Origin of the sequence: Streptomyces racemochromogenes (genome assembly GCF_039535215.1) — a bacterium.
Taxonomy (GTDB): domain Bacteria; phylum Actinomycetota; class Actinomycetes; order Streptomycetales; family Streptomycetaceae; genus Streptomyces; species Streptomyces racemochromogenes.
Map to the genome: position 1 here is coordinate 5,077,409 of NZ_BAAAWT010000001.1, position 24,315 is coordinate 5,101,723.

Sequence of the window (24,315 nt, forward strand, 5' to 3'; positions counted from 1 at the left end):
TACGAGCGTTCACGAGCAGTACTGAGGGGCCCGGACACCTTTTCGGAGGAGTCCGGGCCCCTCGTTTGCAGTCACCCCGCGCGCTGGATTTGTCATATCTTCATAGCGTTGGGCGCATGAAGCACTCACCGCGTCTTTGGACGGTACTCAGCTGCTCCCTGCTGGTCGCGTCCCTCGGGGCCGGCGTCACCGCATGCGGGTCCGGCGACAACAACCCGCTGTCCGCCCGCCCGTACGACGCGGGCGACCAGATCGTCTTCAACCAGCCCCCGGGCGGCCGCCCCACCGACCCCGACAAGCCGCTGGAGGTCACCGCCAAGGGAGCCGAGGCGCGGATCACCGACGTGATGGCCGTCGACACCCACGGCCGCCGCCTGGCGGGCGAACTGTCGGCCAAGGGAGACCGCTGGCACAGCACCGTCCCCATGGCGGCGGGCGTGCGCTACACGGTCCTCGTCAGCACGGAGGACCAGCGCGGCGCCCCCGGGCAGCGCACGCTGACTTTCGAGACCACCCCCGCCAAGAAGGTCCTCAAGGTCGAATTCGGCCCGGACGAGGGCAAGTACGGCGTCGGGCAGCCCCTCACGGCCGAACTCAACGAGCCCGTCAAGGACAAGGCCGCACGCGCCATCGTCGAACGGGCCCTGGTCGTCGACGCGCCCGCCGGCGTCGAGGGCGCCTGGCACTGGGTGGACGACAAGAACCTGCACTACCGCCCGAAGGACTACTGGCCCGCCCACACCACCGTCTCCGTACGGAGCAACCTGGAGGGCATCAAGGTCTCCGACGAGCTCCACGGAGCCTCGTCCAAGCCGCTGAAGCTGGAGATCGGCGACCGCGTCGAGGTCACCACCGACGCCGCCTCCCACTACCTCACCTTCGAGCGCAACGGCGAAGTGATCAACACCATCCCGGTGACCACCGGCAAGCCCGGCTTCTCCACCCGCAACGGGGTCAAGGTGGTGCTCGGCAAGCAGTACTTCGTCCAGATGCGCGGCGACACCGTGGGCATCGGCGGCAGCGAGTACTACAACCTGCCCGTCTACTACGCCACCCGCGTCACCTGGAGCGGCGAGTACGTGCACGCCGCGCCCTGGTCGGTCGGCTCCCAGGGCTACGAGAACGTCAGCCACGGCTGCACCGGCATGAGCACCGGCAACGCCGCCTGGTTCTACGAGAACATCACCGAGGGCGACATCGTCAAGGTGATCAACAGCATCGGCGACGACATGGACACCTTCGGCAACGGCTTCGGCGACTGGAACATGGAGTGGAAGGAGTGGCGCGAGGGCAGCGCCCTCCTCAAAGGCACCCAGGAAGGCCGCAGCCCCGTCGACCAGGCGCGACTGCGCCCCACCGTCTGAGAGCCCCGCAGAAGGCCGCACGGGCCCGCTGCCCGGCCGACAGGCCGGGCAGCGGGCCCGTGGTCCGCAACCGGGCGCCCCGGGCGCCCCAGCAGCCTCAGGCGGCCGACGACAGCCGCGACCGCAGCAGCCCCGCGAGGGTGGCGGGGAATTCGACCGGGTCCACCGGAAGGGTGACCGCCGCGTCCGCCCGGCTCCACGTGGCGAGCCACGCGTCCTGGGGGCGCCCCATCAGCAGCAGCACCGGGGGGCACCGGAAGATCTCGTCCTTGATCTGCCGGCACACGCCCATGCCCCCGGCCGGCACCGCCTCGCCGTCCAGCACGCACAGGTCGACGCCGCCCGCGTCCAGCTCCTTGAGGACCGCTGGAAGCGTGGCGCACTCCAGGAACTCCACCGGCGGCAGGTCCGCGGCGGGCCTGCGCCCGGCGGCCAGCCGCACCTGCTCCCGGGTGCCCGCGTCGTCGCTGTAGACCAGAACCCGCGCAGTCGCCCGCATTTCGTCCTCCACCCGGCCGTGAATCACGCTGATGATGCGCGGGATGCTACTCCGTCCGACCGGCTGTCAACATCGGTTCCGCAAGCCTCGCGAGCGCTCCGCTGATGGGCCGTTCGGGCCTTGCACACCCCCCTGACACTCCGAACGGCACCCCCCGGGGTGAGGGCGGGATAAGCGACCGACATAATGTCGGTCGTGGCGACAGCAACGACAGTAGATACCGGGCACGCGCACCCGACGGTCAATCGGCCGAACCTCGTCAGCGTCGGAACCATCATCTGGTTGAGTTCCGAGCTGATGTTCTTCGCGGCCCTCTTCGCGATGTACTTCACCCTGCGATCCGTGACGGGTGCCGAGTACTGGACAGAGCAGGCCGAGGCCTTGAATCTGCCCTTCTCGGCGACGAACACCACGATCCTGGTGCTCTCCTCCCTCACCTGCCAGCTCGGCGTGTTCGCCGCCGAGCGCGGTGACGTGAAGAAGCTCCGGACGTGGTTCATCATCACGTTCGTCATGGGTGCGATCTTCATTGGCGGCCAGGTGTTCGAGTACACCGAGCTGGTCAAGCACGAGGGCATGTCCCTCTCGTCCGGCCCGTACGGCACGGTGTTCTACCTGACCACCGGCTTCCACGGTCTGCACGTGACGGGCGGTCTCATCGCCTTCCTGCTGGTCCTCGGCCGGACGTACGCGGCCAAGAGGTTCACCCACGAACAGGCCACGTCGGCCATCGTCGTGTCCTACTACTGGCACTTCGTCGATGTCGTCTGGATCGGCCTCTTCGCGACGATCTACCTGATCAAGTAGCGATCACGTCGCCGGGTACCGCTCGGCACACCGTCCAGAAACACCGACGCAGAAGATCCTGACACCGGGGTAATCCGTGAAAAAGCTCTCCGCACGACGACGCCATCCGCTGGCGGCGGTCGTCGTTCTACTCTTCGCGCTGGCGGTCACGGGGGGGCTGTACGCCGCCTTCGCGCCCGCGGGCAAGGCGCAGGCCGATGAAACCGCCCAGTCCCTCGCCATCGAGGAGGGCAAGAAGCTCTACGCCGTGGGCTGCGCAAGCTGCCACGGAACCGGCGGTCAGGGTTCCACTGACGGCCCCAGCCTGGTCGGCGTCGGCTCCGCGGCCGTCGACTTCCAGGTGAGCACGGGCCGCATGCCCGCCCAGCAGCCCGGCGCCCAGGTGCCGAAGAAGCCGAACATCTACACCCAGCCCCAGATCGACCAGCTCGCGGCGTACATCGCGTCCCTCGGTGCCGGCCCGATCACGCCGACCGAGAAGCAGTACGACCCGGCCGGTGCCGACATCGCCGCTGGTGGCGAGCTGTTCCGCAACAACTGCGCGCAGTGCCACAACTTCACCGGCGAGGGTGGCGCGCTGACGCTCGGCAAGTACGCCCCGAACCTCGAGGACGTCGAGCCGAAGCACATCTACGAGGCCATGCTCACCGGCCCGCAGAACATGCCCTCCTTCCCGGACAGCACCATGCCGGAGAAGCAGAAGAAGGACATCATCGCGTACCTCCAGAACGTCAACGGCGAGAAGTCGACCAGCCCCGGCGGCCTCAAGCTCGGTGGCCTCGGCCCCGTCTCCGAGGGTCTGTTCGGCTGGATCTTCGGTCTGGGTGCGCTGATCGCTGTCGCCGTCTGGGTCGCGGCCCACACCGCTAAGGCCAAGAAGTCATGAGTAGCCAAGACATTCCCGAAGACAAGCACCTGCCGAGCGAGCAGGGCGACGCGCACCACGGTGCCGTAGCGGTCGCGGACGACCCGTTCGCGGACCCCGGCCTCCCGGTCCACAGGCCGCGCATCCAGGACATCGACGAGCAGGCCGCCAAGCGGTCCGAGCGTACGGTCGCGATGCTCTTCACGCTGTCGATGCTCGCCACGATCGGCTTCATCGCCGCGTACGTGGCCATCCCCGTCGACAAGATCGTTTTCATCTTCCCCGTCGGGAAGGTCAGCGCGCTGAACTTCGCGCTGGGTCTGACGCTCGGCACGGCCCTGTTCTGCATCGGCGCCGGCGCGGTCCACTGGGCCCGCACGCTGATGTCCGACGTCGAGGTCGCCGACGAGCGCCACGAGATCGCCGCCTCCCCGGAGGTCAAGGCGAAGGTCATGCAGGACTTCGCCGACGGTGCGAACGAGTCCGGCATCGGCCGCCGCCCGCTGATCCGCAACACGATGCTCGGCGCGCTGGCCCTGCTGCCGCTCTCCGCCGTCGTGATCCTGCGCGACCTGGGCCCGCTGCCCGAGGACAAGCTGCGCAAGACCCTGTGGTCCAAGGGCAAGCTGCTCATCAACCAGAACACGATGGAGCCGCTGCGTCCCGAGGACGTCCTGGTCGGTTCGCTGACCTTCGCCATGCCGGAAGGCCTGGAGGAGGACCAGCACGACTTCCAGACGCAGATCGCCAAGGCCGCCCTGATGATCGTCCGCATCAAGCCGGAGGACATCAAGGACAAGCAGGAGCTGGAGTGGTCCCACGACGGGATCGTGGCCTTCTCCAAGATCTGCACCCACGTCGGCTGCCCGATCAGCCTGTACGAGCAGCAGACGCACCACGTGCTCTGCCCGTGCCACCAGTCCACCTTCGACCTCTCCGACGGCGCCCGCGTCATCTTCGGCCCGGCCGGTCACGCGCTTCCGCAGCTGCGGATCGGTGTGAATGACGAAGGCTTCCTCGAGGCGCACGGCGACTTCGAAGAGCCCGTCGGTCCTGCATTCTGGGAGCGCGGATGAGCACCTCCACGAACACCTCGGCCGGCCCGGCGCGCAACGCGTCGCGCGGCGAGCGCGTAGCCGACTGGGCGGACGGCCGCCTGGGCATCTACGGCCTCGCCAAGGCCAACATGCGCAAGATCTTCCCGGACCACTGGTCCTTCATGCTGGGTGAGATCTGCCTCTACAGCTTCATCATCATCATCCTCACGGGTGTGTACCTGACGCTGTTCTTCCACCCGAGCATGAACGAGGTCGTGTACCACGGCTCGTACGTGCCGATGCAGGGCGTCATGATGTCCGAGGCCTTCGCCTCGACCCTGGACATCAGCTTCGACGTCCGCGGTGGCCTGCTGATCCGCCAGATCCACCACTGGGCGGCGCTGATCTTCGTCGCGGCCATGGTCGTGCACATGATGCGCGTCTTCTTCACCGGCGCGTTCCGCAAGCCGCGTGAGGTCAACTGGATCTTCGGCTTCCTGCTGCTGGTCCTCGGCATGTTCACCGGTTTCACCGGTTACTCGCTGCCGGACGACCTGCTCTCGGGTACCGGTGTCCGCTTCATGCAGGGCGCCATCCTGTCCGTCCCGGTCGTCGGCACCTACCTGTCGATGTTCCTCTTCGGCGGGGAGTTCCCGGGCGGCGACTTCGTCGCGCGCTTCTACTCGGTGCACATCCTGCTGCTGCCCGGCATCATGATGGGCCTGCTGGTCGCGCACCTGATCCTGGTGTTCTTCCACAAGCACACCCAGTTCGCCGGCCCCGGCAAGACGAACAACAACGTCGTCGGCATGCCGCTGCTGCCCGTCTACATGGCCAAGGCCGGAGGCTTCTTCTTCCTGGTCTTCGGTGTCATCGCGGCCATCGCGGCGATCGCCTCGATCAACCCGATCTGGGCGCTCGGCCCGTACCGCCCGGACCACGTGTCCACCGGTGCGCAGCCCGACTGGTACATGGGTATGCCGGAAGGCCTCATCCGAGCCATGCCGGGCTGGGAGATCAACCTGTGGGGCCACACGCTCGTCCTGGGCGTGTTCATCCCGCTGCTGCTCTTCCCGCTGGTCCTCGGCGCCATCGCCGTCTGGCCCTTCATCGAGTCCTGGGTCACCGGCGACAAGCGCGAGCACCACATCCTGGACCGCCCGCGCAACGTCCCGACCCGCACGGCCTTCGGTGTCGCCTGGATCGCGGAGTACATCGTGCTCCTCATCGGCGGCGGCAACGACATGTTCGCCCAGTACTTCCACCTGTCGATCAACTCGATCACGTGGTTCGTCCGGATCGGCTTCTTCGTCGTCCCGGTCCTGGCGTTCATCGTCACCAAGCGGATCTGCCTCGGCCTCCAGCGCCGCGACCACGACAAGGTGCTGCACGGTCGCGAGACCGGCATCATCAAGCGCCTGCCGCACGGTGAGTTCGTCGAGGTCCACGAGCCGCTGTCGCAGGGCCACCTGCACAAGCTCACCGCGCACGAGCAGTACAAGCCGATCGAGATCGGCCCGACGGTCGACGAGAACGGTGTCGAGCGCAAGGTGACGCGCGGCGAGAAGCTGCGGGCGAAGCTCAGCAAGGGCTTCTACGCGGAGAACAACCAGATTCCGAAGCCCACGGTGGAGGAGTACAAGGAGATCCAGTCCGGCCACGGCCACCACTGATCTCCGGCACGACCGCTTGAGGGACCGGCCCGTCCGGTCCTGGTGTCGCCACGGCGAGAGCCCCGTCCAGTCGCTGGACGGGGCTCTTTGCCGTCTCCGGGGCTGGATAGGCTGAGATCCTTCCCATCGGACGTACGACCCCGACGAGCAGCAGGAGCTGACCATGAACGTTGCGACCCCGGCAGGCGGCGACAGCGTGGCGGCCCGCGGCTGGCCGGGCATCCTGGAGGCGCTGCTCACCCGTCAGGACCTCGTCGCCGAGGACACCGCCTGGGCGATGGAGCGGATCATGCGGGGCGAGGCCACGGACGCGCAGATCGCGGGCTTCGCGGTGGCCCTGCGGGCCAAGGGCGAGACGGTCGCCGAGTACACCGGGCTGGTCCGCACGATGTACGCCCACGCCAACGTGATCGAGGTGCCGGGGCGGACCGTGGACATCGTCGGCACGGGCGGCGACGGCGCCAAGACGGTCAACATCTCGACCATGTCCGCCATCGTGGCCGCCGGCGCCGGAGCCAAGATCGTCAAGCACGGCAACCGGGCGGCGTCCTCCGCCAGCGGCTCCTCCGACGTCCTGGAGAAGCTCGGCGTCAACCTGGCCCTCACCCCGCAGCGGGTGGCGCAGGTCGCCGAGGAGGCCGGCATCACCTTCTGCGCCGCGGTGGTCTTCCACCCCGCCCTGCGCTACGCCGCCTCGGCCCGCCGCGACCTCGGGGTGCGCACCGCGTTCAACGGCCTCGGCCCGCTCACCAACCCGGCCCGCGTCACGGCGCAGGCGGTCGGAGTGGCGGACGCCCGGCTGGCCCCGATCATGGCCGGGGTGCTCGCCGGGCGGGGGACCTCCGCCCTGGTGTTCCGCGGGGACGACGGCCTGGACGAGCTGACCACCACCGGGACCTCTCGGGTGTGGTGGGTCCGCGACGGCGAGGTCACGGAGCACGCCTTCGACCCGCGTGACGTGGGCCTCGGCACGGTCGACATCTCGGCCCTGCGCGGCGGCGACCCCTCGTACAACGCGGACGTCGCCCGCCGCCTGCTGGCGGGGGAGACGGGCCCGGTGCGCGACGCCGTCCTGCTGAACTCGGCGAGCGCCCTGGTGGCGCTGGACCCCGGCACCGGCACGCTGGAGGAGCAGCTCGCGGCCGGCATGGCCCGTGCGGCGGAGTCCATCGACTCCGGGTCCGCGCGCGCGGTGCTGGACCGCTGGGTGGCGGCCAGCAACCGCTGAGGCCGGGTTCCCTTCCGGTCACGGCCCCGGTCCACGATGTGGACCGGGGTCTTGCGCGTGCGGGATCTTGTGGCAGGATGCTCTCCAAGGTCACGAGTGACAGCGTTTAGGCCCCGGCTTGCTGTCCGGCAACCCTCCTTCCGTGGCGGGGTGCCCCGGGTGATGACCAGGCCGTAGGCAGCGAGGTCTACGGCAAGCGCGGATCCCTCGACACCAGGGGTCCTGGTCTCTCGAGGAGCGTTTTCCGTGAGCAAGCGAATGCGATAGGGCGAATCCGCCCCTTCTTCAGCCCTCGGATCAGGGTGCCTTCCGCGTACCCCCGATCAGTCCGAGGACCTTCCCGTACCCCCTGACGGCCGCCGCCGCGCGTCGCCGCACCCGCGTACGGGCACTCCGAAGCCATTCAGCCCTGCCTGCCGGGAGATACCGCCATGTCCGCATCCCTGAACGCCGCCACCGCCGCCTGCGCCACCGCCGCCGACGTCCCCGCCTGTGACGGGCCGCTGCCGGTGCTCGGCCGGGACGTCACCGTTCCCCTCGTCACCGGCGGCGAGGTCACCTACGCGGCCCTGGACTACGCGGCCAGCGCCCCCGCGCTGCAGCGGGTCTGGGACGACGTCGCCGCGTACGCCCCGTACTACGGCAGCGTCCACCGCGGCGCCGGCTACCTCTCGCAGCTCTCCACCGACCTGTTCGAGCAGAGCCGCGCCACCGTCGCCGAGTTCCTCGACTGCCGCCCCGCCGACCAGGTCGTCTTCACCCGGTCCACCACCGACTCCCTGAACCTGCTCGCCGCCGCGCTGCCGGCCGGCTGCCAGGTGTTCGTCTTCGAGACCGAGCACCACGCCTCGCTGCTGCCCTGGGGCGACGCCCGGGTCACCTACCTCAACGCCCCCCGCACCCCCGGCGAGGCCGTCGCCACCCTGGAGCGGGCCCTCGCCGACCGCACTGCATCAATTGAAGAGGGCTACGGCCCGGCGCTGGTGTGCGTCACCGGCGCGTCCAACGTCACCGGTGAGCTGTGGCCGGTGAAGGAGCTCGCCACCGCCGCGCACGCCCACGGCGCGCGCATCGTGCTGGACGCCGCCCAGCTGGCCCCCCACCACCCCGTCTCCGTACGGGAGCTGGACGTGGACTGGGTCGCGTTCTCGGGGCACAAGCTGTACGCGCCCTTCGGCTCGGGCGTGCTCGCCGGCCGCGCCGACTGGCTCCAGGAGGCGCAGCCGTACCTCGCCGGGGGCGGCGCCTCCCGCAAGGTGGCCCGCCGCGAGGACGGCGGCGTCGACGTCGAGTGGCACACCACCGCCGCCCGGCACGAGGCCGGCTCCCCGAACGTGATCGGCGTCTACTCCATCGCCTCCGCCTGCCGCGCCCTGCGGGAGGCCGGCTTCGAGAACCTCGTCGCCCGGGAGGAGCACCTCATCGCCAAGGTCCGCGAGGGCCTGGCGGAGGTCCCGGCGGTGCGGGTGCTGTCGCTGTTCGGGGACGACGCCCCGCGCGTCGGCGTCATCTCGTTCGTGGTGGACGGCTGGAACAGCTCGCACTTCGCGGCCGCGCTGTCCGCCGAGTACGGGATCGGGGTGCGGGACGGGCTGTTCTGCGCCCACCCGCTGGTCCGCACCCTGCTGGGCAGCGAGCCGCAGGCCCAGGGCGAGTGCGGGGCGCCGGAGGCGGCGCCGGGGGAGCGGTCGCTGAACGCGATCCGGGTCAGCTTCGGGGCGGGGACGCCGGACGAGCACGTGGAGCGGTTCGTCCGCGCGGTGCGGGAGCTGGTCGAGGACGGTGCGAAGTGGTCCTACCGGACGGAAGAGGGCCGCTGCGTGCCGGCTGTGTAGGTGTGCGCGGGGCCGGCCGCTGCGCGGGGCCTGCCCCTCCCCGCCCTTCAACCGTTCTCGCCTCAAACGCCGGCGGGGCTGGAAGCGCCGCGCAGCGGCAAATTCCAGCCCCGCCGGCGTTTGAGGCGTGGGGGTCTGGGGGCGGAGCCCCCAGGACGGGCCCCGCGCAGTGGCACCCCGTACCGGCCCGGGGAGAGGGCTACGCGTCCAGGCCGATGGCGAAGGCGGCTTCGAGGTCGTGCTGCGAGTACGTGCGGAACGCGACGTGCGTGTCGGTGGCCTCGACGCCCGGGATCTTGCTGATCCGGCCCGGGATGATGTCCGCGAGGTTCTCGTGGCGGGCCACCCGGACCAGGGCGATCAGGTCGTACGTACCGGTGACGGAGTAGACCTCGCTGACGCTGTCCAGCTGCGCGATGGACTCCGCGATCTCGGGGATCCGGTCCACGCTGGTCTTGATGAGCACGATCGCGGTGATCACGGTTGGCTGTCTCCCTCGCCGGCAGTCACTGGTCTCCTCACTCTAGTCGTACGGCGATAGCGGGCCCACGCGTAGCAGAAGCCCAGCGAGAACCCCACCACGTGGGCCAGGTAGGCCACTCCCGGACCGCTCCCCGCCCGGTGCGCCGCCAGCCACTGGAGGCCGAACCAGAACAGCAGCACGATCCATGCCGGGAAGCGCAGCGGCAGGAAGAGCAGGAACGGGAACAGGCTGGTCACCCGCGCCCGCGGGAAGAGGCACAGGAAGGCCCCCAGCGCCGCCGAGATCGCCCCCGACGCGCCCACCAGGGTCTGGTCCGAGGACGCGTTGGCCGCCGCGTAGGCCGCCAGCGCGAGGTAACCCGTGCAGACGTAGAACACGAGGAAGGGCGCCCGGCCCATCCGCTCCTCCGTCATCGCGCCGAAGACGTAGAGGAACAGCATGTTCCCGAGCAGGTGCAGCCAGCTGCCGTGGACGAACAGCGCCGTCAGCGGGGTCAGGAGCGGGCGTCCGGCCCCCGAGAACAGCTCGTCGGGGACGACGCCCCAGTGCCGGAAGTACGCCGTCCCCGTCTCCACGAGCAGATCGCCCGTCCCGTAGGCCGGGTTCAGGCCAGAAGCCGGGCCGAGGACGAACACCGCGCAGCAGGCGGCGATCAGCGCGTACGTGACCACGGGCCCCCGGGCGGCATCGCACAGGGTCCGCCACTTTACGATCATGCGACAGAGCATGACGCAGGCGGACCCACCTGAGGGTGGTGCCAGGCCGTAGGGTTACGTGCTGCGGTCCGCCGACCGCGGCGTAGGGCTTTAATTGAATGAGCTACGAAGGAGAGAGCGGCCTGATGACGGTTCCCCTGCCGACCGACACCACCCGGTGGCGCTGCACCCTGTGCGGCAACCTCACGCGGTTCGATGTCACCCGATCGTCGAAGGTCGTGGAGTACGTCCACCTCGATCTCGCCGGGGAGCCCAAGGTCGAGGAGCGCGAGGTGGTCAGTGAGACCATCGAGTCGGTCCGCTGCCGCTGGTGCAACGCGGTGGACCAGATCGAGCTCGTGGACAGGCCGGGCACCGACTCCTGACGGAGCGGGGCCCACAGTAGATCACGGTAGGGGTGACGGATTGTGGAGCCAGCAAGCGGCGCGACGCAGGCCGACGCGGCCGGCGACGCCGCGGAGGTCCTCGACCGCCCGCTGCCGGAAGGCGTGCGGCGCCGGGTCGTCGCGATCGTCTCGGACGCCTTCGGCGGTCTGACGGTCGGGGACCTCCCGGCGCAGCTGCGGCAGTACGCCCGCTTCACCCCGACCCGCCGCGCCAAGTTCGCGGGCAACGCCATGGCCGCGGCCGTGGAGACCGACGGGGTCTTCCGCAGCCGGATCGCGGAGAAGCTGCGCGAGGCGCAGCCCGAGCTGACCGGGGCCCTGGAGTCGGGCGCCCCGCCCGCCGCCGCGGACCCGCTGGACGTGGCGGCCGCCGCGTACGTGCTGCGCCCGGCCGGCTGGGTCAAGCTGGTGGCGTCCGCCGGTGAGGAGGCGCAGCGCGCCGACGCCGAGCGGGTCGGCGACGAGACACGGCGGGAGCTGGAGCGGCTGCGCGAGGAGCTGGCCCAGCTGAAGGAGGCCCAGCGCTCCGGCGGCGAGCAGGTGCGGGCCGAGCTGGAGGCCGCCCGCAAGGAAGCGGAATCGCTTCAGCGCAAGCTGCGCAGCGCCCTGAGCGACGTCAAGCGGGGCGAGGCCGCCCTGCGCAAGCTGGGCGGCGAGATCGACGGGATCCGCGGTGAGGCGGCGGCGCAGGTGGCCGCCGCCGAGAGCGAGTCCCGGCGCCTGAAGTCCCGCCTGGCGGAGGTGGAGTCGGCGCTGGAGACCTCGCGCCGGGCCATCCGGGAGGGGCGCAGCGTCGAGGACATGCGGCTGCGGCTGCTGCTGGACACCGTGCTGGACGCGGCGGCCGGACTGCGCCGCGAGCTGGCGCTGCCGCCGGTCTCCACGCGGCCGGCCGACACCGTGGACGCGGTGGAGCCGGGCCGGATGACCCCGAAGGACATCGCGGCGCGCGCCCTGTCGGAGACCGATCCGGCGCTGCTGGACCAGCTGCTGGCGCTGCCCCAGGCGCACCTGGTGGTCGACGGCTACAACGTGACGAAGACCGGCTATCCGACGATGCCGTTGGAGAAGCAGCGGCTGCGGCTGCTGGGCGGGCTGTCGATGCTGGCCGCGCAGACGGGTGCCGAGATGACGTGCGTCTTCGACGGTGCGGAGCTGGCGGCGCCGGTGCTGCTCGCGCCGCCGCGCGGGGTGCGGGTGCTGTTCTCCAAGGCGGGTGTGACGGCGGACGAGTTGATCCGCCAGCTGGTGCGGGCCGAGCCGCCCGGCCGTCCGGTGGTGGTGGTCTCCACCGACCGCGAGGTGGCCGACGGGGTGGCGAAGGCGGGCGCCCGGCCGGTGACGTCCGCATTGCTGCTCAAGCGGCTTTCGCGCGTTTCGTAACGCAAGCGGAAGACGTACCGTCAGCTCCTCGGCACGCAGCGTGGGGCTTGTGTGAAGGAAGCGGAACGGCGTCGGGATTTTTCTGCAGGGGGTTTGAAGTGATCAAGGACGGCTCGCTAGGGTCCGCTCAAACCTTCGTGCGGTAGCGCACCCGTTCGGGTGCGGGCCCCCGAGGAGAAGGAGCCCGCCCCCGTGGCGTCCCACCGCCGACCCAGGCCGCCGGCCCGCACCCGCGTGACCGTGCTCACCGCCACCGCCGCCGCGGCGGTCGCCCTCTCCGCGCAGTCCGCCGTGGCCGCCCCCGCCGGACCCGACAAGGACGAGGTCAAGAGCAAGGTCGACGCCCTCTACGAGGAGGCCGAGCAGGCCACCGAGAAGTCCAACGGGGCCCGCGAGCACCAGGCGGAACTCGAGAAGGAGATCGCGCGGCTCCAGGACGCCGTGGCCCGCGACCAGGACGAGCTCAACGACCTGCGCAACACCCTCGGTTCGCTGGCCACCGCCCAGTACCGCGGCGGCGGCCTCGACCCGTCCGTCGCGCTCCTGCTCTCCGCCGACCCCGAGACCTACCTCGACAAGGCCTCCACCCTCCAGCAGTTGAGCGGCAGACAGCTGGAGGCGGTCGCCCGGATCCAGGCCAAGCAGCGCGCCCTCGCCCAGCAGCGCCAGGAGGCCGCGAGCAAGCTCGCCGACCTCGACGCCACCCGCAAGGAACTCGCCGAGAAGAAGAAGGCCGCCCAGGACAAGCTCGCCGAGGCCCAGGCCCTCCTCAACACGCTCAGCGCCCAGGACCGCGGCCGGCTCAAGGAGGAGGAAGCCAGGCAGAGCGCGGCCGGGCAGAAGGCCGCCCCCGCGGTGAAGGCCTCCGGCCGGGCGGGGGCCGCGCTGGCGGCCGCGAAGACCAAGCTGGGCAGCGCGTACATCATGGGCGCCACCGGCCCCAGCGCCTACGACTGCTCCGGGCTGACCCAGTGGGCCTACGGCCAGGCCGGCGTCGGCATCAGCCGCACCACCTACACCCAGGCCAACGACGGCACGCGCATCGGCCGCAGCCAGCTCCAGCCCGGTGACCTGGTCTTCTTCTACGACGACCTGCACCACGTCGGCCTGTACGCCGGCAACAACATGACCCTGCACGCCTCCAACCCGCGCGGCGGAGTCAAGTACGAGTCGATGGACAACATGCCGTTCCAGTTCGGCGTCCGCATCTGACCCTCCGCCCCGGGCCCGCCGCATCTGACCCTCCGCCCCGGGCCCGCCGCATCTGACCCTCCGCCCCGGGCCCGCCGCATCTGACCCTCCGCCCCGGGCCCTCCGCCCCTGGCCCGCCGTACACCGCCCATCCGGGCGAATTGCGCGGAGGGGCCCTGACCCCGTGCCCCGCCCATGACCTGCGTCTGAGGCGGGTAGCCGTCATGCGCGCCCCCCGCCGGTCGTTGGCCGGTGCGTGGCCACGCGGCTACTGTCTGCCAGCGCGGAACCCGGTACACGGCCGTCCACGGGGGGCGGACCCGGGCCCCGCACAGCGGAAGGAGCGGTTCCCCATGGCGTCCCACCGCCGGTCCGGGCTCAGCGGCCTCGACCGGAACACCAAGGTCACCGCCTTCACCGCCGCCGCGGCGGGCGCCGCCGTGGCCATCACGGGCGCACCCGCGCTCGCCTCCCCGGGCCTCCCCCAGGAACCCGCCGGAAGCGCCCGCGCCCAGGTCGACCGGCTCTTCGAGGAGGCCGAGCAGGCCACCGAGCGGTACAACGAGGCCGGCGAGAAGGCCGACGCCCTGCGCGCCCAGATCAGCCGGGCCCAGGACGCCGTCGCCCGCGGCCAGGACCGCATCAACACCATGCGCGGGGTCCTCGGAACCTTCGCCGGCGCCCAGTACCGCTCCGGCGGCCTGGACCCCACCGTCGAGCTGATGCTCTCCGACGACCCCGCCGCCTACCTCGACAAGGCCGCTGTCCTGGGCCGGCTCAGCGGCCGCCGCGCCCAGCAGCTGGCCGAACTCCGCGAGGAGCAGAGCCGGATCGGACAGCAGCGCCAGGACGCCTCCCGCAAGCTCGCCGAACTGGAGGCGCTGCGCACCGAGGTGGCCACCCAGAAGCGCTCCGTCACGGCGAAGCTCGCCGCCGCGCGCCGGCTGCTCAACGAGATGCCCTCCGAGGAGCGCGCCGACTTCGAGCGCGCCTCCCGCTCCGGCGGCCGGGGCCACGCCGACGGCCTGCCCGACCTGCCCGTCGGCGGCGGCCGCGCCTCGGGCCGCGCCATGGCCGCCGTGATGGCCGCCCGGGCCGCCGTCGGGAAGCCCTACGTGTGGGGCTCCACCGGCCCCTCCGGCTTCGACTGCTCCGGGCTGATGGTGTGGTCGTACCGCCAGGCGGGCGTCTCCCTGCCGCGCACCTCGCAGGCCCAGCGGTACGCGGGCCGGCAGGTGCCGCTGTCGCAGGCGCAGCCCGGGGACCTGGTGACGTACCGCTCCGACGCCAGCCACGTCGGCATGTACGTGGGCAACGGCCAGGTGGTGCACGCCCCGTACCCGGGCGCGCGGGTGCGGTACGACCCCGTCGGGATGATGCCGGTGTCCTCGGTGACCCGGCCCTGAGCCCGCCCCTGCGTACGATCGGCGGATGATCCGGGTCCGCCGACGCACCGCCGTACGCCTCCTCGCGCTCGCGCTGTGCCCGCTCCCGGCGCTGGCCGGCTGCACGGGCCCCGAGCCCGCGGCCCCGGCCGACGCGGCGGTACGGCGGGCCGTGGCCGACTGGTCGGCGGCCCCGCCCGCGCGGCTCGCCGGGATCCCGCTGGAGGACTGGTCGTACCGGGTCGCCACGGTCCGGCAGGACGGCGTACGCGCCTTCGCGCGCGCGGAGCTGCGCTACCGGCTGGCCGGCTACGACGCGGCCCCGGCGGCCTCGGCCCGCGAGGTGGAGCTGACCCGGGACGGCACCGGCTGGCGGGTCACCGCCGACCGGCCCGCCCCCGGGGCGCCGGCGCAGCTGTGGGACCAGGGGGACCCGGCCGTCGTGCGGGGCGCGCACAGCCTGGTCCTCGGGGTCGGCCGCAGCCCGCAGGAGCTGTCCGCCCTCGCGGACGGGGCCGACCGGGCGGTGCCGGCCGTCGGCGCGGCCTGGCCGGGGCCGTGGGCGCGGCGGGTGGTGGTCCTGGCACCCGCGACGCTGGACGCGATGGCCGCGCTGCTGGGGCGGCCGGCCGACACCTACCGGGGCCTGGGCGCCGTCACCACCGGCAGCACCGGGGGCGGGCCGGCGCCGGCCGACCGGGTCGTGGTCAACCCGGAGGGGTACGCGGGCCTTTCGGAGGCCGGGCGGCGAATCGTCCTCACCCACGAGGTCACCCACGCCGCGACCCGCGCCGCGACCTCGGCGCGGACCCCGCAGTGGCTGTCGGAGGGCTTCGCGGACTGGGTGGCGTACCGGGGGACGGGGACCACCCCGGCGGAGGGCGCGCCGGAGCTGGCCCGGGCCGTGCGGCGCGGCGAGCTGCCGGGCGCGCTGCCGGCCGACGACGCGTTCGCCTTCGGCACCGACCCGTCGGCGGCGGCCCGCGCCTACGAGGGCGCCTGGCTGGCCTGCCGGCTGGTCGCCGCCCGGTGGGGCGAGGGGGCGCTGGTCCGCCTGTACGAGCTGGCGGGCCGCGAACCGCTGCCGGCGGCGCTGGAGCAGGCCCTGGGGACGGACCTCCCCGGGCTGACGGAGGCCTGGCGGCAGGCGCTGGGGGCGGACCTGCGGTAGCGGTCCGGTACGTTGGCGGGGATGCACAAGACGCTGATCGTGACGAACGACTTCCCGCCGCGCCCGGGCGGCATCCAGGCCTTCCTGCACAACATGGCGCTGCGGCTGGACCCCGAGCGGGTCGTCGTCTACGCGTCCACCTGGAAGCACGGCGCGGAGGGCCGCGAGGCCACCGCCGCCTTCGACGCGGAACAGCCGTTCCCGGTGGTCCGCGACCGTACGACGATGCTGCTGCCGACGCCCCGGGTGACCCGGCGGGCGGTGTCCCTGCTGCGCGAGCACGGCTGCGAGTCGGTGTGGTTCGGGGCGGCGGCCCCGCTCGGGCTGATGGGCCCGGCGCTGCGGCGGGCCGGCGCGCGGCGGATCGTCGCCACCACGCACGGGCACGAGGCCGGCTGGGCGCAGCTGCCGGCCGCGCGGCAGCTGCTGCGGCGGATCGGCGAGGGCACGGACACCCTGACCTACCTGGGGGAGTACACCCGTTCGCGGATCGCCTCGGCGGTGACGGACCGGGCGGCGGCGCGGATGGTCCAGCTGCCGCCGGGGGTGGACGAGAAGACCTTCCACCCCGGCTCGGGCGGCGCGGAGGTCCGGGCGCGGCTGGGCCTGTCCGACCGGCCGGTGGTCGTCTGCGTGTCCCGCCTCGTTCCCCGCAAGGGGCAGGACACCCTGATCGAGGCGATGCCGCGGATCCTGGCGGCGGTGCCGGACGCGGCGCTGCTGATCGTGGGCGGCGGCCCGTACGAGGCGGACCTGCGGGCGCTGGCCGCCGCGAAGGGGGTCGCCGACTCGGTGGTCTTCACGGGCGCCGTCCCCTGGTCGGAGCTCCCCGCCCACTACGGCGCCGGGGACGTCTTCGCGATGCCGTGCCGGACCCGGCGGGGCGGGCTGGACGTGGAGGGGCTCGGCATCGTCTACCTGGAGGCCTCGGCGACGGGCCTGCCGGTGGTCGCGGGCGACTCGGGCGGTGCGCCGGACGCGGTGCTGGACGGCGAGACCGGCTGGGTGGTCCGCGGCGGCGCCCCCGACGAAGCGGCGGACCGCATCATCACCCTGCTCGGCGACCCGGAACTCCGCGCCCGCATGGGCGAGGCGGGCCGCGCCTGGGTGGAACGCCAGTGGCGCTGGGACCACCTGGCGGAGGGGCTGCGCGAGCTGCTGTAGCGCTGAACGGGCAGCCTGGTTGCCCACCCGCCTCCCTGTCTGCGGGCCGGTGGGGCGTGGCGCCGCTCCGGGCCGGCTGTCTCCCCCGCGAGGGGTGGGGGCGGGGCGGTGGTTGCCCACCCGCCTCCCTGTCTGCGGGTCCGGGGGCCGGGAGAGCGGTGTCCCGCTGGGCGGCCTCAGGAAGGGCTGGGGGTTTCCCGGCAGTCCCATCGTCCTTCCGGTTCGGGCCGGCCCGTCAAGGACGCTCCTTCGTCGCGTCACTTCGTGATCGCCTTCGGCGACCCTTGACCGGCCGGCCCGCCCCGGAAAGCCGAAAGACTGCCGGGAAACCCCCAGAGGAACGGTCACGGGGCAGGGGGAGGGGAGCGGCTCCCTCAGCGATGGGCCGGGGGCCGGGGGCCGGGGGCCGGCTGCCCGCGCGAGAGGTTGATCAGAGCCCCCTGGGGAGCGCCGAGGCGCAGAAGATCGCTACGCGCTTCTCTGATCTCGGCGACTGGCGGCCGTCGGGGGCCCTACGGGGTCAGGGGCGGAGCCCCTGGGAACGGTGGAAGGGCGGGTAGGGGACCTCGCCCGCGCAGCGGCACCCGTACCCGCACGCGACCCGTACGCACCCTCGGAGGGACGCAGTGGGCGTCAAGAACCGGCATGAGGCGGCAAGGTCGGTCCATCAGGGGCAATCGTGGGCGGAAACGTGCAGGGCGGCGGACCGGCGCCGGGGTGTGGTTACGGTCCACACATGTCTGACTGTTACTCACATGCGTGGCGGTGCGCGTTATGGCCGGTTGGGTGGAATCCGCTCATGATGCGCCCATGACACCCAACCTGACGCGCCGTCAACTCGGCCTCAACGCCCTCCGCGCCGCCGCAGCCCTCGGCATCACCCGCATCGGCCTCGGCGCCGCCGCCGCGGCCGAACCCCCCGCCGCCCCGTACGCGCCCGCCGTCGTCGTCGGCTCCGGCTACGGCTCCGCCGTTGCCGCGCTGCGCCTCGGGCAGGCCGGCGTGCGCACCGTCGTCCTGGAGATGGGGCGGCTGTGGAACACCCCCGGCCCCGACGGCAAGGTGTTCCCCTCCACCTCCGCGCCCGACCAGCGCTCCATGTGGTTCCGCACCCGCACCGAGGCCCCGCTCGCCCAGTTCCTCTGGCTCGACGTGGTCAACCGCGACATCAGCCCCTACCCCGGGGTCCTCGACCGGGTGAACCACGGCGGCATCTCCGTCTACGTCGGCCGCGGCGTCGGCGGCGGCTCGCTCGTCAACGGCGGCATGGCCCCGACCCCCAGACGCTCCTACTTCGCCGAGGTGTTCCCCGGCGTGGACGCCGAGGAGATGTACGGCACCTACTTCCCCCGCGCCCGCGCCATGCTCGGCGTCAACGGGATCGACCCCGCCTGGTTCGAGTCCACGGAGTGGTACCGCTTCGCGCGGACCTCCAGAAGACACGCCCAGAACACCGGCCTGAAGACCACCTTCGTGCCCAACGTCTACGACTTCGAGTACATGAAGCGCGAGGCGGCCGGCACCGCCACCCGCTCCGCCCTCGCCGGCGAGGTCATCTACGGCAACAACCACGGCAAGAAGAGCGTTGACAAGACCTACCTCGCCGCCGCCCTCGGCACCGGCAACGTCACCATCGAGACCATGCAGCGGGTGGTCGCCGTACGCCAGGACCCGGCCGGCGGCTACGTCCTGACCGTCCACACGAGCGACGTCACCGGCCGCGTCACCCAGGTCCGCGAACTCGGCTGCGGGCAGCTGTTCCTGGGCGCCGGCAGCCTCGGCACCACCGAGATCCTGCTGCGCGCCCGCGAGACCGGCGCGCTGCCCGCGCTCAGCGAGAAGGTCGGGCTCGGCTGGGGCCCCAACGGCAACGTGATGACCGCCCGCGCCAACCACCTGTGGGACACGGTCGGCTGCAACCAGGCCACCATGCCCGCCCTCGGCATCGACGACTGGGACAACGCCGCCAACCCGGTCTTCGCGGAGATCGCCCCGCTCCCCATGGGCATCGAGCACTGGATCTCGATGTACCTGGCCATCACCAGGAACCCGGAACGCGGCCGCTTCGTCTACGACGCCGCGACCGACTCGGCACGGCTGAACTGGACCCGGGACCAGAACGCCCCGGCGGTCGCGGCGGCCAGGAACCTCTTCGACCGGATCAACCGCCGCAACGTCACCGTCTACCGCCACGACCTGTTCGGCGACAACAGGGCCTTCGCCGACGACTTCACCTACCACCCGCTCGGCGGCTGCGTCCTCGGCGAGGCCACCGACGCCTACGGGCGGGTCAAGGGCTACCAGGGGCTGTACGTGCTCGACGGATCGCTCGTACCCGGCTCGCTCGGCGTGAACCCGTTCGTGACGATCACGGCCCTCGCCGAGCGGAACATGGAGCGGATCCTCGCCCGGCCCTAGGCCCGGTACAGGGCGTCGATCTCGTCCGCGAAGTCCTTCGCCACCACGTTGCGCTTCAGCTTCAGCGACGGCGTGATGTGGCCGGACTCCTCCGTGAACTGGGAGCCCAGGATGCGGAACTTCCGCACCGATTCCGCCTTGGACACCGCCGCGTTGCCGTCGTCGACGGCCTTCTGGACGGCGGCGATCAGCTCCGCGTCCTCGCGCAGCTCCGCCGCCGTCACCCCGGCCGGCTTGCCGTTCTCCGCGGCCCACCGGCCGAGGAACTCCTCGTCGATGGTGACCAGCGCGGCCACGAACGGCCGCGCGTCGCCGACCACCATGCACTCCGCTACCAGCGCGTGCGCCCGGATCCGGTCCTCGATCACCGCGGGGGCGACGTTCTTGCCGCCGGCCGTGACGATGAGCTCCTTCTTGCGACCGGTGATCTTGAGGTAGCCGTCCTCGTCGAGGGTGCCGACGTCGCCGGTGTGGAACCAGCCGTCCGTCATCGCCTCGGCGGTGGCCGCCTCGTTCTTCCAGTACTCCTTGAAGACGTGCTCGCCGTGCACCAGCACCTCGCCGTCGTCGGCGATGCGCAGCACGGAACCGGGCAGCGGCTGGCCGACCGTACCGATCTTCTGCTTGTCCCACGGCAGGAACGCGGTGGCCGCGCAGGTCTCCGTCAGGCCGTAGCCCTCCAGGACCGTGAAGCCGATGCCGCGGAAGAAGTGGCCGAGGCGCTCGCCGAGCGGGGCGCCGCCGGAGATCGCGTACTCGCCGCGCCCGCCGAGGACGGCGTGCAGCTTGGAGTAGACGAGCTTCGAGAACAGCTTGTGCTTCAGCTTCAGGCCGAAGGACGGGCCCGAGGGGGTGTCCAGCGCCCGGCTGTACGCGATCGCCGTGTCGGCGGCCGCGTCGAAGATCTTGCCCTTGCCGTCGGCCTGCGCCTTGGCCCGCGCCGAGTTGTAGACCTTCTCGAAGACGCGCGGCACGCCGAGGATCAGCGTGGGGCGGAAGGACTGCAGCTCGTCGGTGAGGTTCTTGATGTCCGGTACGCAGCCCAGCCGGATCGGCGCCAGCACCGCCGCCACCTCGACCAGGCGGCCGAAGACGTGCGCGGCCGGGAGGAACAGCAGCACGGAGCACTCGCCGGTGCGGAAGAGCGGCTTCAGCCGCTCCACCACGTTGCCGCACTCGGCGAAGAAGTTGCGGTGGGTCAGCACGCAGCCCTTGGGGCGGCCGGTGGTGCCCGAGGTGTAGACGATCGTCGCCGGGTCGTCGGCGACCGCGAGGGCGCTGCGCGCGTCCACCTCGGCGTCGGTGACCTCCGCGCCCGCGGCCTTCAGCAGGCCCTGGGCGTCCTTCTCGATCTCCCAGACCTCGCGCAGCTCGGGCAGCCGGTCCCGCAGGGAGGCCACGTTCGCGCTGTGCCCGGGGCTCTCCACGACGGCCGCGACGGCCCCGGAGTCGCCGAGGATCCACTGGATCTGCTCGGGGGAGCTGGTCTCGTACACGGGGACGGTGACGCCGCCCGCGGTCCAGATCGCGAAGTCGAACAGCACCCACTCGTAGCGGGTGCGGGAGATCAGGGCGACCCGGTCGCCGGGGCGGATGCCCGACGCGATCAGGCCCTTGGCGACGTCCCGCACCTCGGCGAGGAACTCCACCGCCGTCACGTCCTGCCACCGGCCGTCGACCTTGCGGCTGATGACGGCGGTGTCTGGGTGCTGGGCGGCGTTGCGGCGGATGAGATCCGTCAGGTTCCCGTCCGACGGGACCTCGTACAGGGCCGGAAGGCTGAACTCGCGCAAGACTGCTGCTCCTCTGGGCGCCATCGCCACCGTGTGGACCGACCGGACGTTACCCACCGGTAGTGGGTTCCCGGTAGAGGGAACCGGCCAGATGTTCCGTGCGTCACATTCTGTACATCGCGATGCGGCGCAAGACCCGCCAATACGCTGCCGACAGTAGTCGACCGTGTTCGCGACTCGGAAGTAACCGCAGGTCCGGCCGCCTGCGACCCTCCCCCTACCCGGCCGGAGCCAGGCCCCCCTAGGGTGAGCGCATGGGTGGCAGGAAGAGTCGTACGCGGGTCCACGTCGTCAGCGACGTCCACGGCAACACCGACGCGCTCGCACGCGCCGGAGAGGGCGCCGACGCCCTCGTCTGCCTCGGCGACCTGGTGCTCTTCCTCGACTACGCCGACCACTCCCGCGGCATCTTCCCCGACCTCTTCGGCGTCGAGAACGCCCACCGCATCGTCGAACTGCGCACCGCCCGCCGCTTCGCGGAAGCGCGCGAATTCGGCCGTCGCCTGTGGGACGGACTCGACAGGGAACGGATGATCGAGGAAGCCGTCCGACGGCAGTACGCGCAGATGTTCGCGGCCTTCCCCAGCCCGACGTACGCCACGTACGGCAACGTCGACATCCCCGGCCTGTGGAGCGAGTACGCCGGAACCGGCACCACCGTCCTCGACGGCCAGCGCGTGGAGATCGGCGGCCGCGTCTTCGGGTTCGTCGGCGGCGGACTCCCCTCGCCGATGCGCACCCCCTACGAGGTCGACCCCGAGGAGTACGCCGCCAAGGTCGAAGCCCTCGGCGAGGTCGACGTCCTCTGCTCGCACATCCCGCCCGAGGTCCCCGAACTCTGCTACGACACCGTCGCCCGCCGCTTCGAACGCGGCAGCGAAGCCCTGCTGGCCGCGATCCGCCGCACCCGGCCCCGCTACGCCCTCTTCGGCCACGTCCACCAGCCGCTGGCCCGCCGGGCCCGGATCGGCGCCACCGAGTGCGTGAACGTCGGCCACTTCGCCGCCACCGGAAAGCCATGGGCCCTGGAGTGGTGACCTCCCTGGAGTGGTGACCTCCCTGGAGTGGTGACCCCCACACGCACGGTAGCCTGCACGCGGCGGCCGCGGGCCGCACACTTCCTCGAATACTCCCCGGAGGAGCCACCGCGATGGCGGAACACACCAGCTCAAGCATCACCATCGACGCCTCCCCGGCCGACGTGATGGCCGTGATCGCCGACTTCGCCCGCTACCCGGAGTGGACCGGCGAGGTGAAGGAGGCCGAGGTACTGGCCACCGACGCCGAAGGCCGCGCCGAGAAGGTCCGCCTCCTGCTGGACGCCGGCGCCATCAAGGACGACCACACCCTCGCCTACACCTGGAAGGGCGCCGACGAGGTCAGCTGGACCCTCGACAAGTCCCAGATGCTGCGCCAGCTGGACGGCTCCTACCGGCTCGCCCCGCTCGACGGCGGACGCACCGAGGTCACCTACCAGCTCACCGTGGACGTCAAGATCCCCATGCTGGGCATGATCAAGCGCAAGGCCGAGAAGGTCATCATCGACCGCGCCCTCGCCGGCCTCAAGAAGCGCGTCGAGACCCCCCGCCCCTGACGCCCCCGGGCCCCACCGGGACGCCGCGCGCGCGGCACCCGGAAGGGGCCGCACGGGCCCGGCCCGGCCCGTTGCCTGTGCCGGTACCCCCGGCCCGCCCGGCCCCCCGACCCGCACCGGAACCACCGGCACAGCAAAGGCACGGCACCACCATGCAGACCCTCCTCGTCACCGGCCCGGGAGGCGCAGGCCGCAGCACCGTCGCGGCCGCCACCGCGCTCGCCGCCGCACGCGAGGGCCGACGGGTCCTGCTCCTGTGCGGCCCTGACGCCGACCCCTTCCCCGACCCTGTCCCGGGACTGCGCGTCACCCCCGTCGACTCCGGCCAGGAGTTCCGCACCGAACTCGCCGCCCTCCAGGAACGCGGCGCCGCCCTCATCGGCATGCTCGGCGGCCGCCCCCTCGGCACCGAGGAACTCACCGAGCTCCCCGGCGCCGAACAGTTCGCCCTGCTCCGCGCCCTGCGCCGGGCCGCCGCCGCACCCGCCACCGACCTCGTCGTCGTGGACATGCCCCCGCTCCACCAGGCCGTGGCCACCCTCGCCCTCCCCGCCCAGCTCCGCCGCTACCTCGCCCGGCTCCTCCCCGCCGAACGCCAGGCCGCCCGCGCCCTGCGCCCCGTACTGGCCCAGCTCGCCGGAGTGCCCATGCCCGCGCAGTGGCTGTACGAGACCGCCGCCCGCTGGGACGAGGAGCTCGCCGCCGTCCAGGCCGTCGTGGAAGCCCCCACCACCCGGATCCGCCTCGTCGCCGAGCCCGGCCCCGCGGCGGACACCGCCCTGCGCACCGGCATGCTCGGCCTCGCCCTGCACGAGCTGCGCACCGAGTCCCTCGTGGCCAACCGCCTCGTACCGGCGGACGCCGCCGCTGCCCACCCCTGGGCCGCCGGCATCGCCGAGCAGCAGCGCGCCTTCCTCGACGCGTGGACCGGCGCCGGCCTCCCCGTCCACGAGCTCGCCCACCTCGGCCGGGACCCCCGCGGCACCGGCGGCCTCGCCGCACTCACCGCCGCCCGGGACCTCGCCCCCGGCCCCGTCCCCGCACCCGGCGCCGGCTGGACCGTCGAGGACCGCCTCGCCGACGACGGGGTGCTCGTCTGGGCGATCCCGCTGCCCCGCGCCCGCAAGAGCGAGCTCGACCTGATCCGACGCGGCGACGAACTGCTCGTCGCCGCGGGACCGCACCGCAGGATCGTTCCGCTGCCCTCCGCCCTGCGCCGCTGCACCGTCTCCGGAGCCGCCCTCACCGACGGCGCCCTCCGCGTCCGCTTCACCCCCGACCCGCGGCTCTGGCCGAGGGAGCGCTGAGACCCGTACCGCCGT

At 72.2% G+C, this 24,315-nt stretch carries 21 protein-coding genes and 1 riboswitch; of the genes, 17 read left to right on the forward strand and 4 right to left on the reverse strand.

The features are described 5' to 3' along the window. Positions 1 to 116: 116 nt before the first annotated feature. Entirely contained in the window at positions 117 to 1,364 is a 1,248-nt protein-coding gene (locus ABD973_RS23350; protein WP_345501914.1) for a L,D-transpeptidase, read from the forward strand. Between the two features lie 97 nt (positions 1,365 to 1,461). On the opposite strand, the gene ABD973_RS23355 is transcribed toward ABD973_RS23350, so the two are convergent. Then, a complete protein-coding gene (locus ABD973_RS23355) occupies positions 1,462 to 1,863 on the reverse strand; it encodes a DNA-binding transcriptional response regulator (protein ID WP_125594499.1) in 402 nt (133 codons plus the stop codon). A 186-nt stretch (positions 1,864 to 2,049) separates the two neighbouring features. Here ABD973_RS23355 and ctaE point away from each other — a divergent pair, with 186 nt between their 5' ends. From ctaE to ABD973_RS23385, 6 genes are all read left to right on the forward strand, one after another. Beyond that, a complete protein-coding gene (gene ctaE, locus ABD973_RS23360) occupies positions 2,050 to 2,670 on the forward strand; it encodes an aa3-type cytochrome oxidase subunit III (protein ID WP_007263684.1) in 621 nt (206 codons plus the stop codon). Between the two features lie 76 nt (positions 2,671 to 2,746). Further along, positions 2,747 to 3,556, forward strand: a complete 810-nt coding sequence (qcrC, locus tag ABD973_RS23365; RefSeq protein WP_125594498.1) for a cytochrome bc1 complex diheme cytochrome c subunit — start codon at positions 2,747 to 2,749, stop codon at positions 3,554 to 3,556. After that, a complete protein-coding gene (qcrA, locus tag ABD973_RS23370; protein ID WP_125820893.1) occupies positions 3,553 to 4,611 on the forward strand; it encodes a cytochrome bc1 complex Rieske iron-sulfur subunit in 1,059 nt (352 codons plus the stop codon). Before qcrC ends, qcrA begins: the two co-directional genes overlap by 4 nt. Beyond that, the gene (gene qcrB / locus ABD973_RS23375; RefSeq protein ID WP_125594496.1) at positions 4,608 to 6,245 is read left to right on the forward strand and encodes a cytochrome bc1 complex cytochrome b subunit; all 1,638 of its coding nucleotides are present in this window, start codon (positions 4,608 to 4,610) and stop codon (positions 6,243 to 6,245) included. The genes qcrA and qcrB overlap by 4 nt, the downstream gene beginning before the upstream one ends. A 163-nt stretch (positions 6,246 to 6,408) precedes the next feature. Further along, positions 6,409 to 7,473, forward strand: coding sequence for an anthranilate phosphoribosyltransferase (gene trpD, locus ABD973_RS23380; RefSeq protein WP_125594495.1), 1,065 nt, complete (start codon positions 6,409 to 6,411; stop codon positions 7,471 to 7,473). Positions 7,474 to 7,561: 88 nt separating this feature from the next. Continuing rightward, a riboswitch (SAM riboswitch) is annotated at positions 7,562 to 7,678 on the forward strand. A gap of 226 nt (positions 7,679 to 7,904) precedes the next feature. Then, positions 7,905 to 9,308: an aminotransferase class V-fold PLP-dependent enzyme gene (locus tag ABD973_RS23385; RefSeq protein WP_206436508.1), complete on the forward strand. Its 1,404-nt coding sequence runs from the start codon at positions 7,905 to 7,907 to the stop codon at positions 9,306 to 9,308. A gap of 199 nt (positions 9,309 to 9,507) precedes the next feature. Here the strand turns inward: ABD973_RS23385 and ABD973_RS23390 are convergent, their stop codons facing one another. Next, complete coding sequence (locus ABD973_RS23390) at positions 9,508 to 9,789, reverse strand: Lrp/AsnC family transcriptional regulator (RefSeq protein WP_007263678.1); 282 nt, start codon at positions 9,787 to 9,789, stop codon at positions 9,508 to 9,510. Continuing rightward, positions 9,786 to 10,520, reverse strand: a complete 735-nt coding sequence (locus ABD973_RS23395; RefSeq protein WP_125594494.1) for a rhomboid family intramembrane serine protease — start codon at positions 10,518 to 10,520, stop codon at positions 9,786 to 9,788. Before ABD973_RS23395 ends, ABD973_RS23390 begins: the two co-directional genes overlap by 4 nt. A 113-nt stretch (positions 10,521 to 10,633) precedes the next feature. Between ABD973_RS23395 and ABD973_RS23400 the strand changes: the two genes are divergently transcribed. From ABD973_RS23400 to ABD973_RS23430, 7 genes are all read left to right on the forward strand, one after another. Next, positions 10,634 to 10,873, forward strand: coding sequence for a hypothetical protein (locus ABD973_RS23400; RefSeq protein ID WP_007263676.1), 240 nt, complete (start codon positions 10,634 to 10,636; stop codon positions 10,871 to 10,873). Positions 10,874 to 10,912: 39 nt separating this feature from the next. Next, positions 10,913 to 12,277 carry an NYN domain-containing protein gene (locus ABD973_RS23405; protein ID WP_345504703.1) on the forward strand — a complete coding sequence of 455 codons (1,365 nt, stop codon included), beginning with the start codon at positions 10,913 to 10,915 and terminating at the stop codon, positions 12,275 to 12,277. Between the two features lie 192 nt (positions 12,278 to 12,469). Then, positions 12,470 to 13,489: a C40 family peptidase gene (locus tag ABD973_RS23410; protein WP_164720873.1), complete on the forward strand. Its 1,020-nt coding sequence runs from the start codon at positions 12,470 to 12,472 to the stop codon at positions 13,487 to 13,489. A 332-nt stretch (positions 13,490 to 13,821) separates the two neighbouring features. Beyond that, positions 13,822 to 14,874 carry a C40 family peptidase gene (locus tag ABD973_RS23415; protein WP_125594491.1) on the forward strand — a complete coding sequence of 351 codons (1,053 nt, stop codon included), beginning with the start codon at positions 13,822 to 13,824 and terminating at the stop codon, positions 14,872 to 14,874. A 25-nt stretch (positions 14,875 to 14,899) separates the two neighbouring features. Further along, entirely contained in the window at positions 14,900 to 16,024 is a 1,125-nt protein-coding gene (locus ABD973_RS23420) for a hypothetical protein (RefSeq protein WP_345501923.1), read from the forward strand. A 21-nt stretch (positions 16,025 to 16,045) separates the two neighbouring features. Continuing rightward, a complete protein-coding gene (locus ABD973_RS23425) occupies positions 16,046 to 17,188 on the forward strand; it encodes a glycosyltransferase family 4 protein (RefSeq protein WP_125820890.1) in 1,143 nt (380 codons plus the stop codon). An 810-nt stretch (positions 17,189 to 17,998) separates the two neighbouring features. After that, entirely contained in the window at positions 17,999 to 19,606 is a 1,608-nt protein-coding gene (locus ABD973_RS23430; RefSeq protein WP_164720872.1) for a GMC oxidoreductase, read from the forward strand. Here ABD973_RS23430 and ABD973_RS23435 read toward each other — a convergent pair. Further along, on the reverse strand, positions 19,603 to 21,399 hold the full coding sequence (locus ABD973_RS23435; RefSeq protein WP_125820889.1) for an AMP-dependent synthetase/ligase: 1,797 nt from the start codon (positions 21,397 to 21,399) through the stop codon (positions 19,603 to 19,605). The two genes, ABD973_RS23430 and ABD973_RS23435, sit on opposite strands and share 4 nt — an antisense overlap. 254 nt (positions 21,400 to 21,653) lie before the next feature. On the opposite strand from ABD973_RS23435, the gene ABD973_RS23440 reads away from it, so the two are divergent. The 3 genes from ABD973_RS23440 to ABD973_RS23450 all read left to right on the forward strand — a co-directional run bounded on the left by ABD973_RS23440 (position 21,654) and on the right by ABD973_RS23450 (position 24,300). After that, positions 21,654 to 22,436 carry a metallophosphoesterase family protein gene (locus ABD973_RS23440; RefSeq protein ID WP_125604040.1) on the forward strand — a complete coding sequence of 261 codons (783 nt, stop codon included), beginning with the start codon at positions 21,654 to 21,656 and terminating at the stop codon, positions 22,434 to 22,436. Positions 22,437 to 22,549: 113 nt separating this feature from the next. Next, positions 22,550 to 22,993: an SRPBCC family protein gene (locus ABD973_RS23445; RefSeq protein WP_007263665.1), complete on the forward strand. Its 444-nt coding sequence runs from the start codon at positions 22,550 to 22,552 to the stop codon at positions 22,991 to 22,993. Positions 22,994 to 23,145: 152 nt separating this feature from the next. Next, positions 23,146 to 24,300, forward strand: a complete 1,155-nt coding sequence (locus ABD973_RS23450; protein ID WP_125820888.1) for an ArsA family ATPase — start codon at positions 23,146 to 23,148, stop codon at positions 24,298 to 24,300. Positions 24,301 to 24,315: the final 15 nt, after the last annotated feature.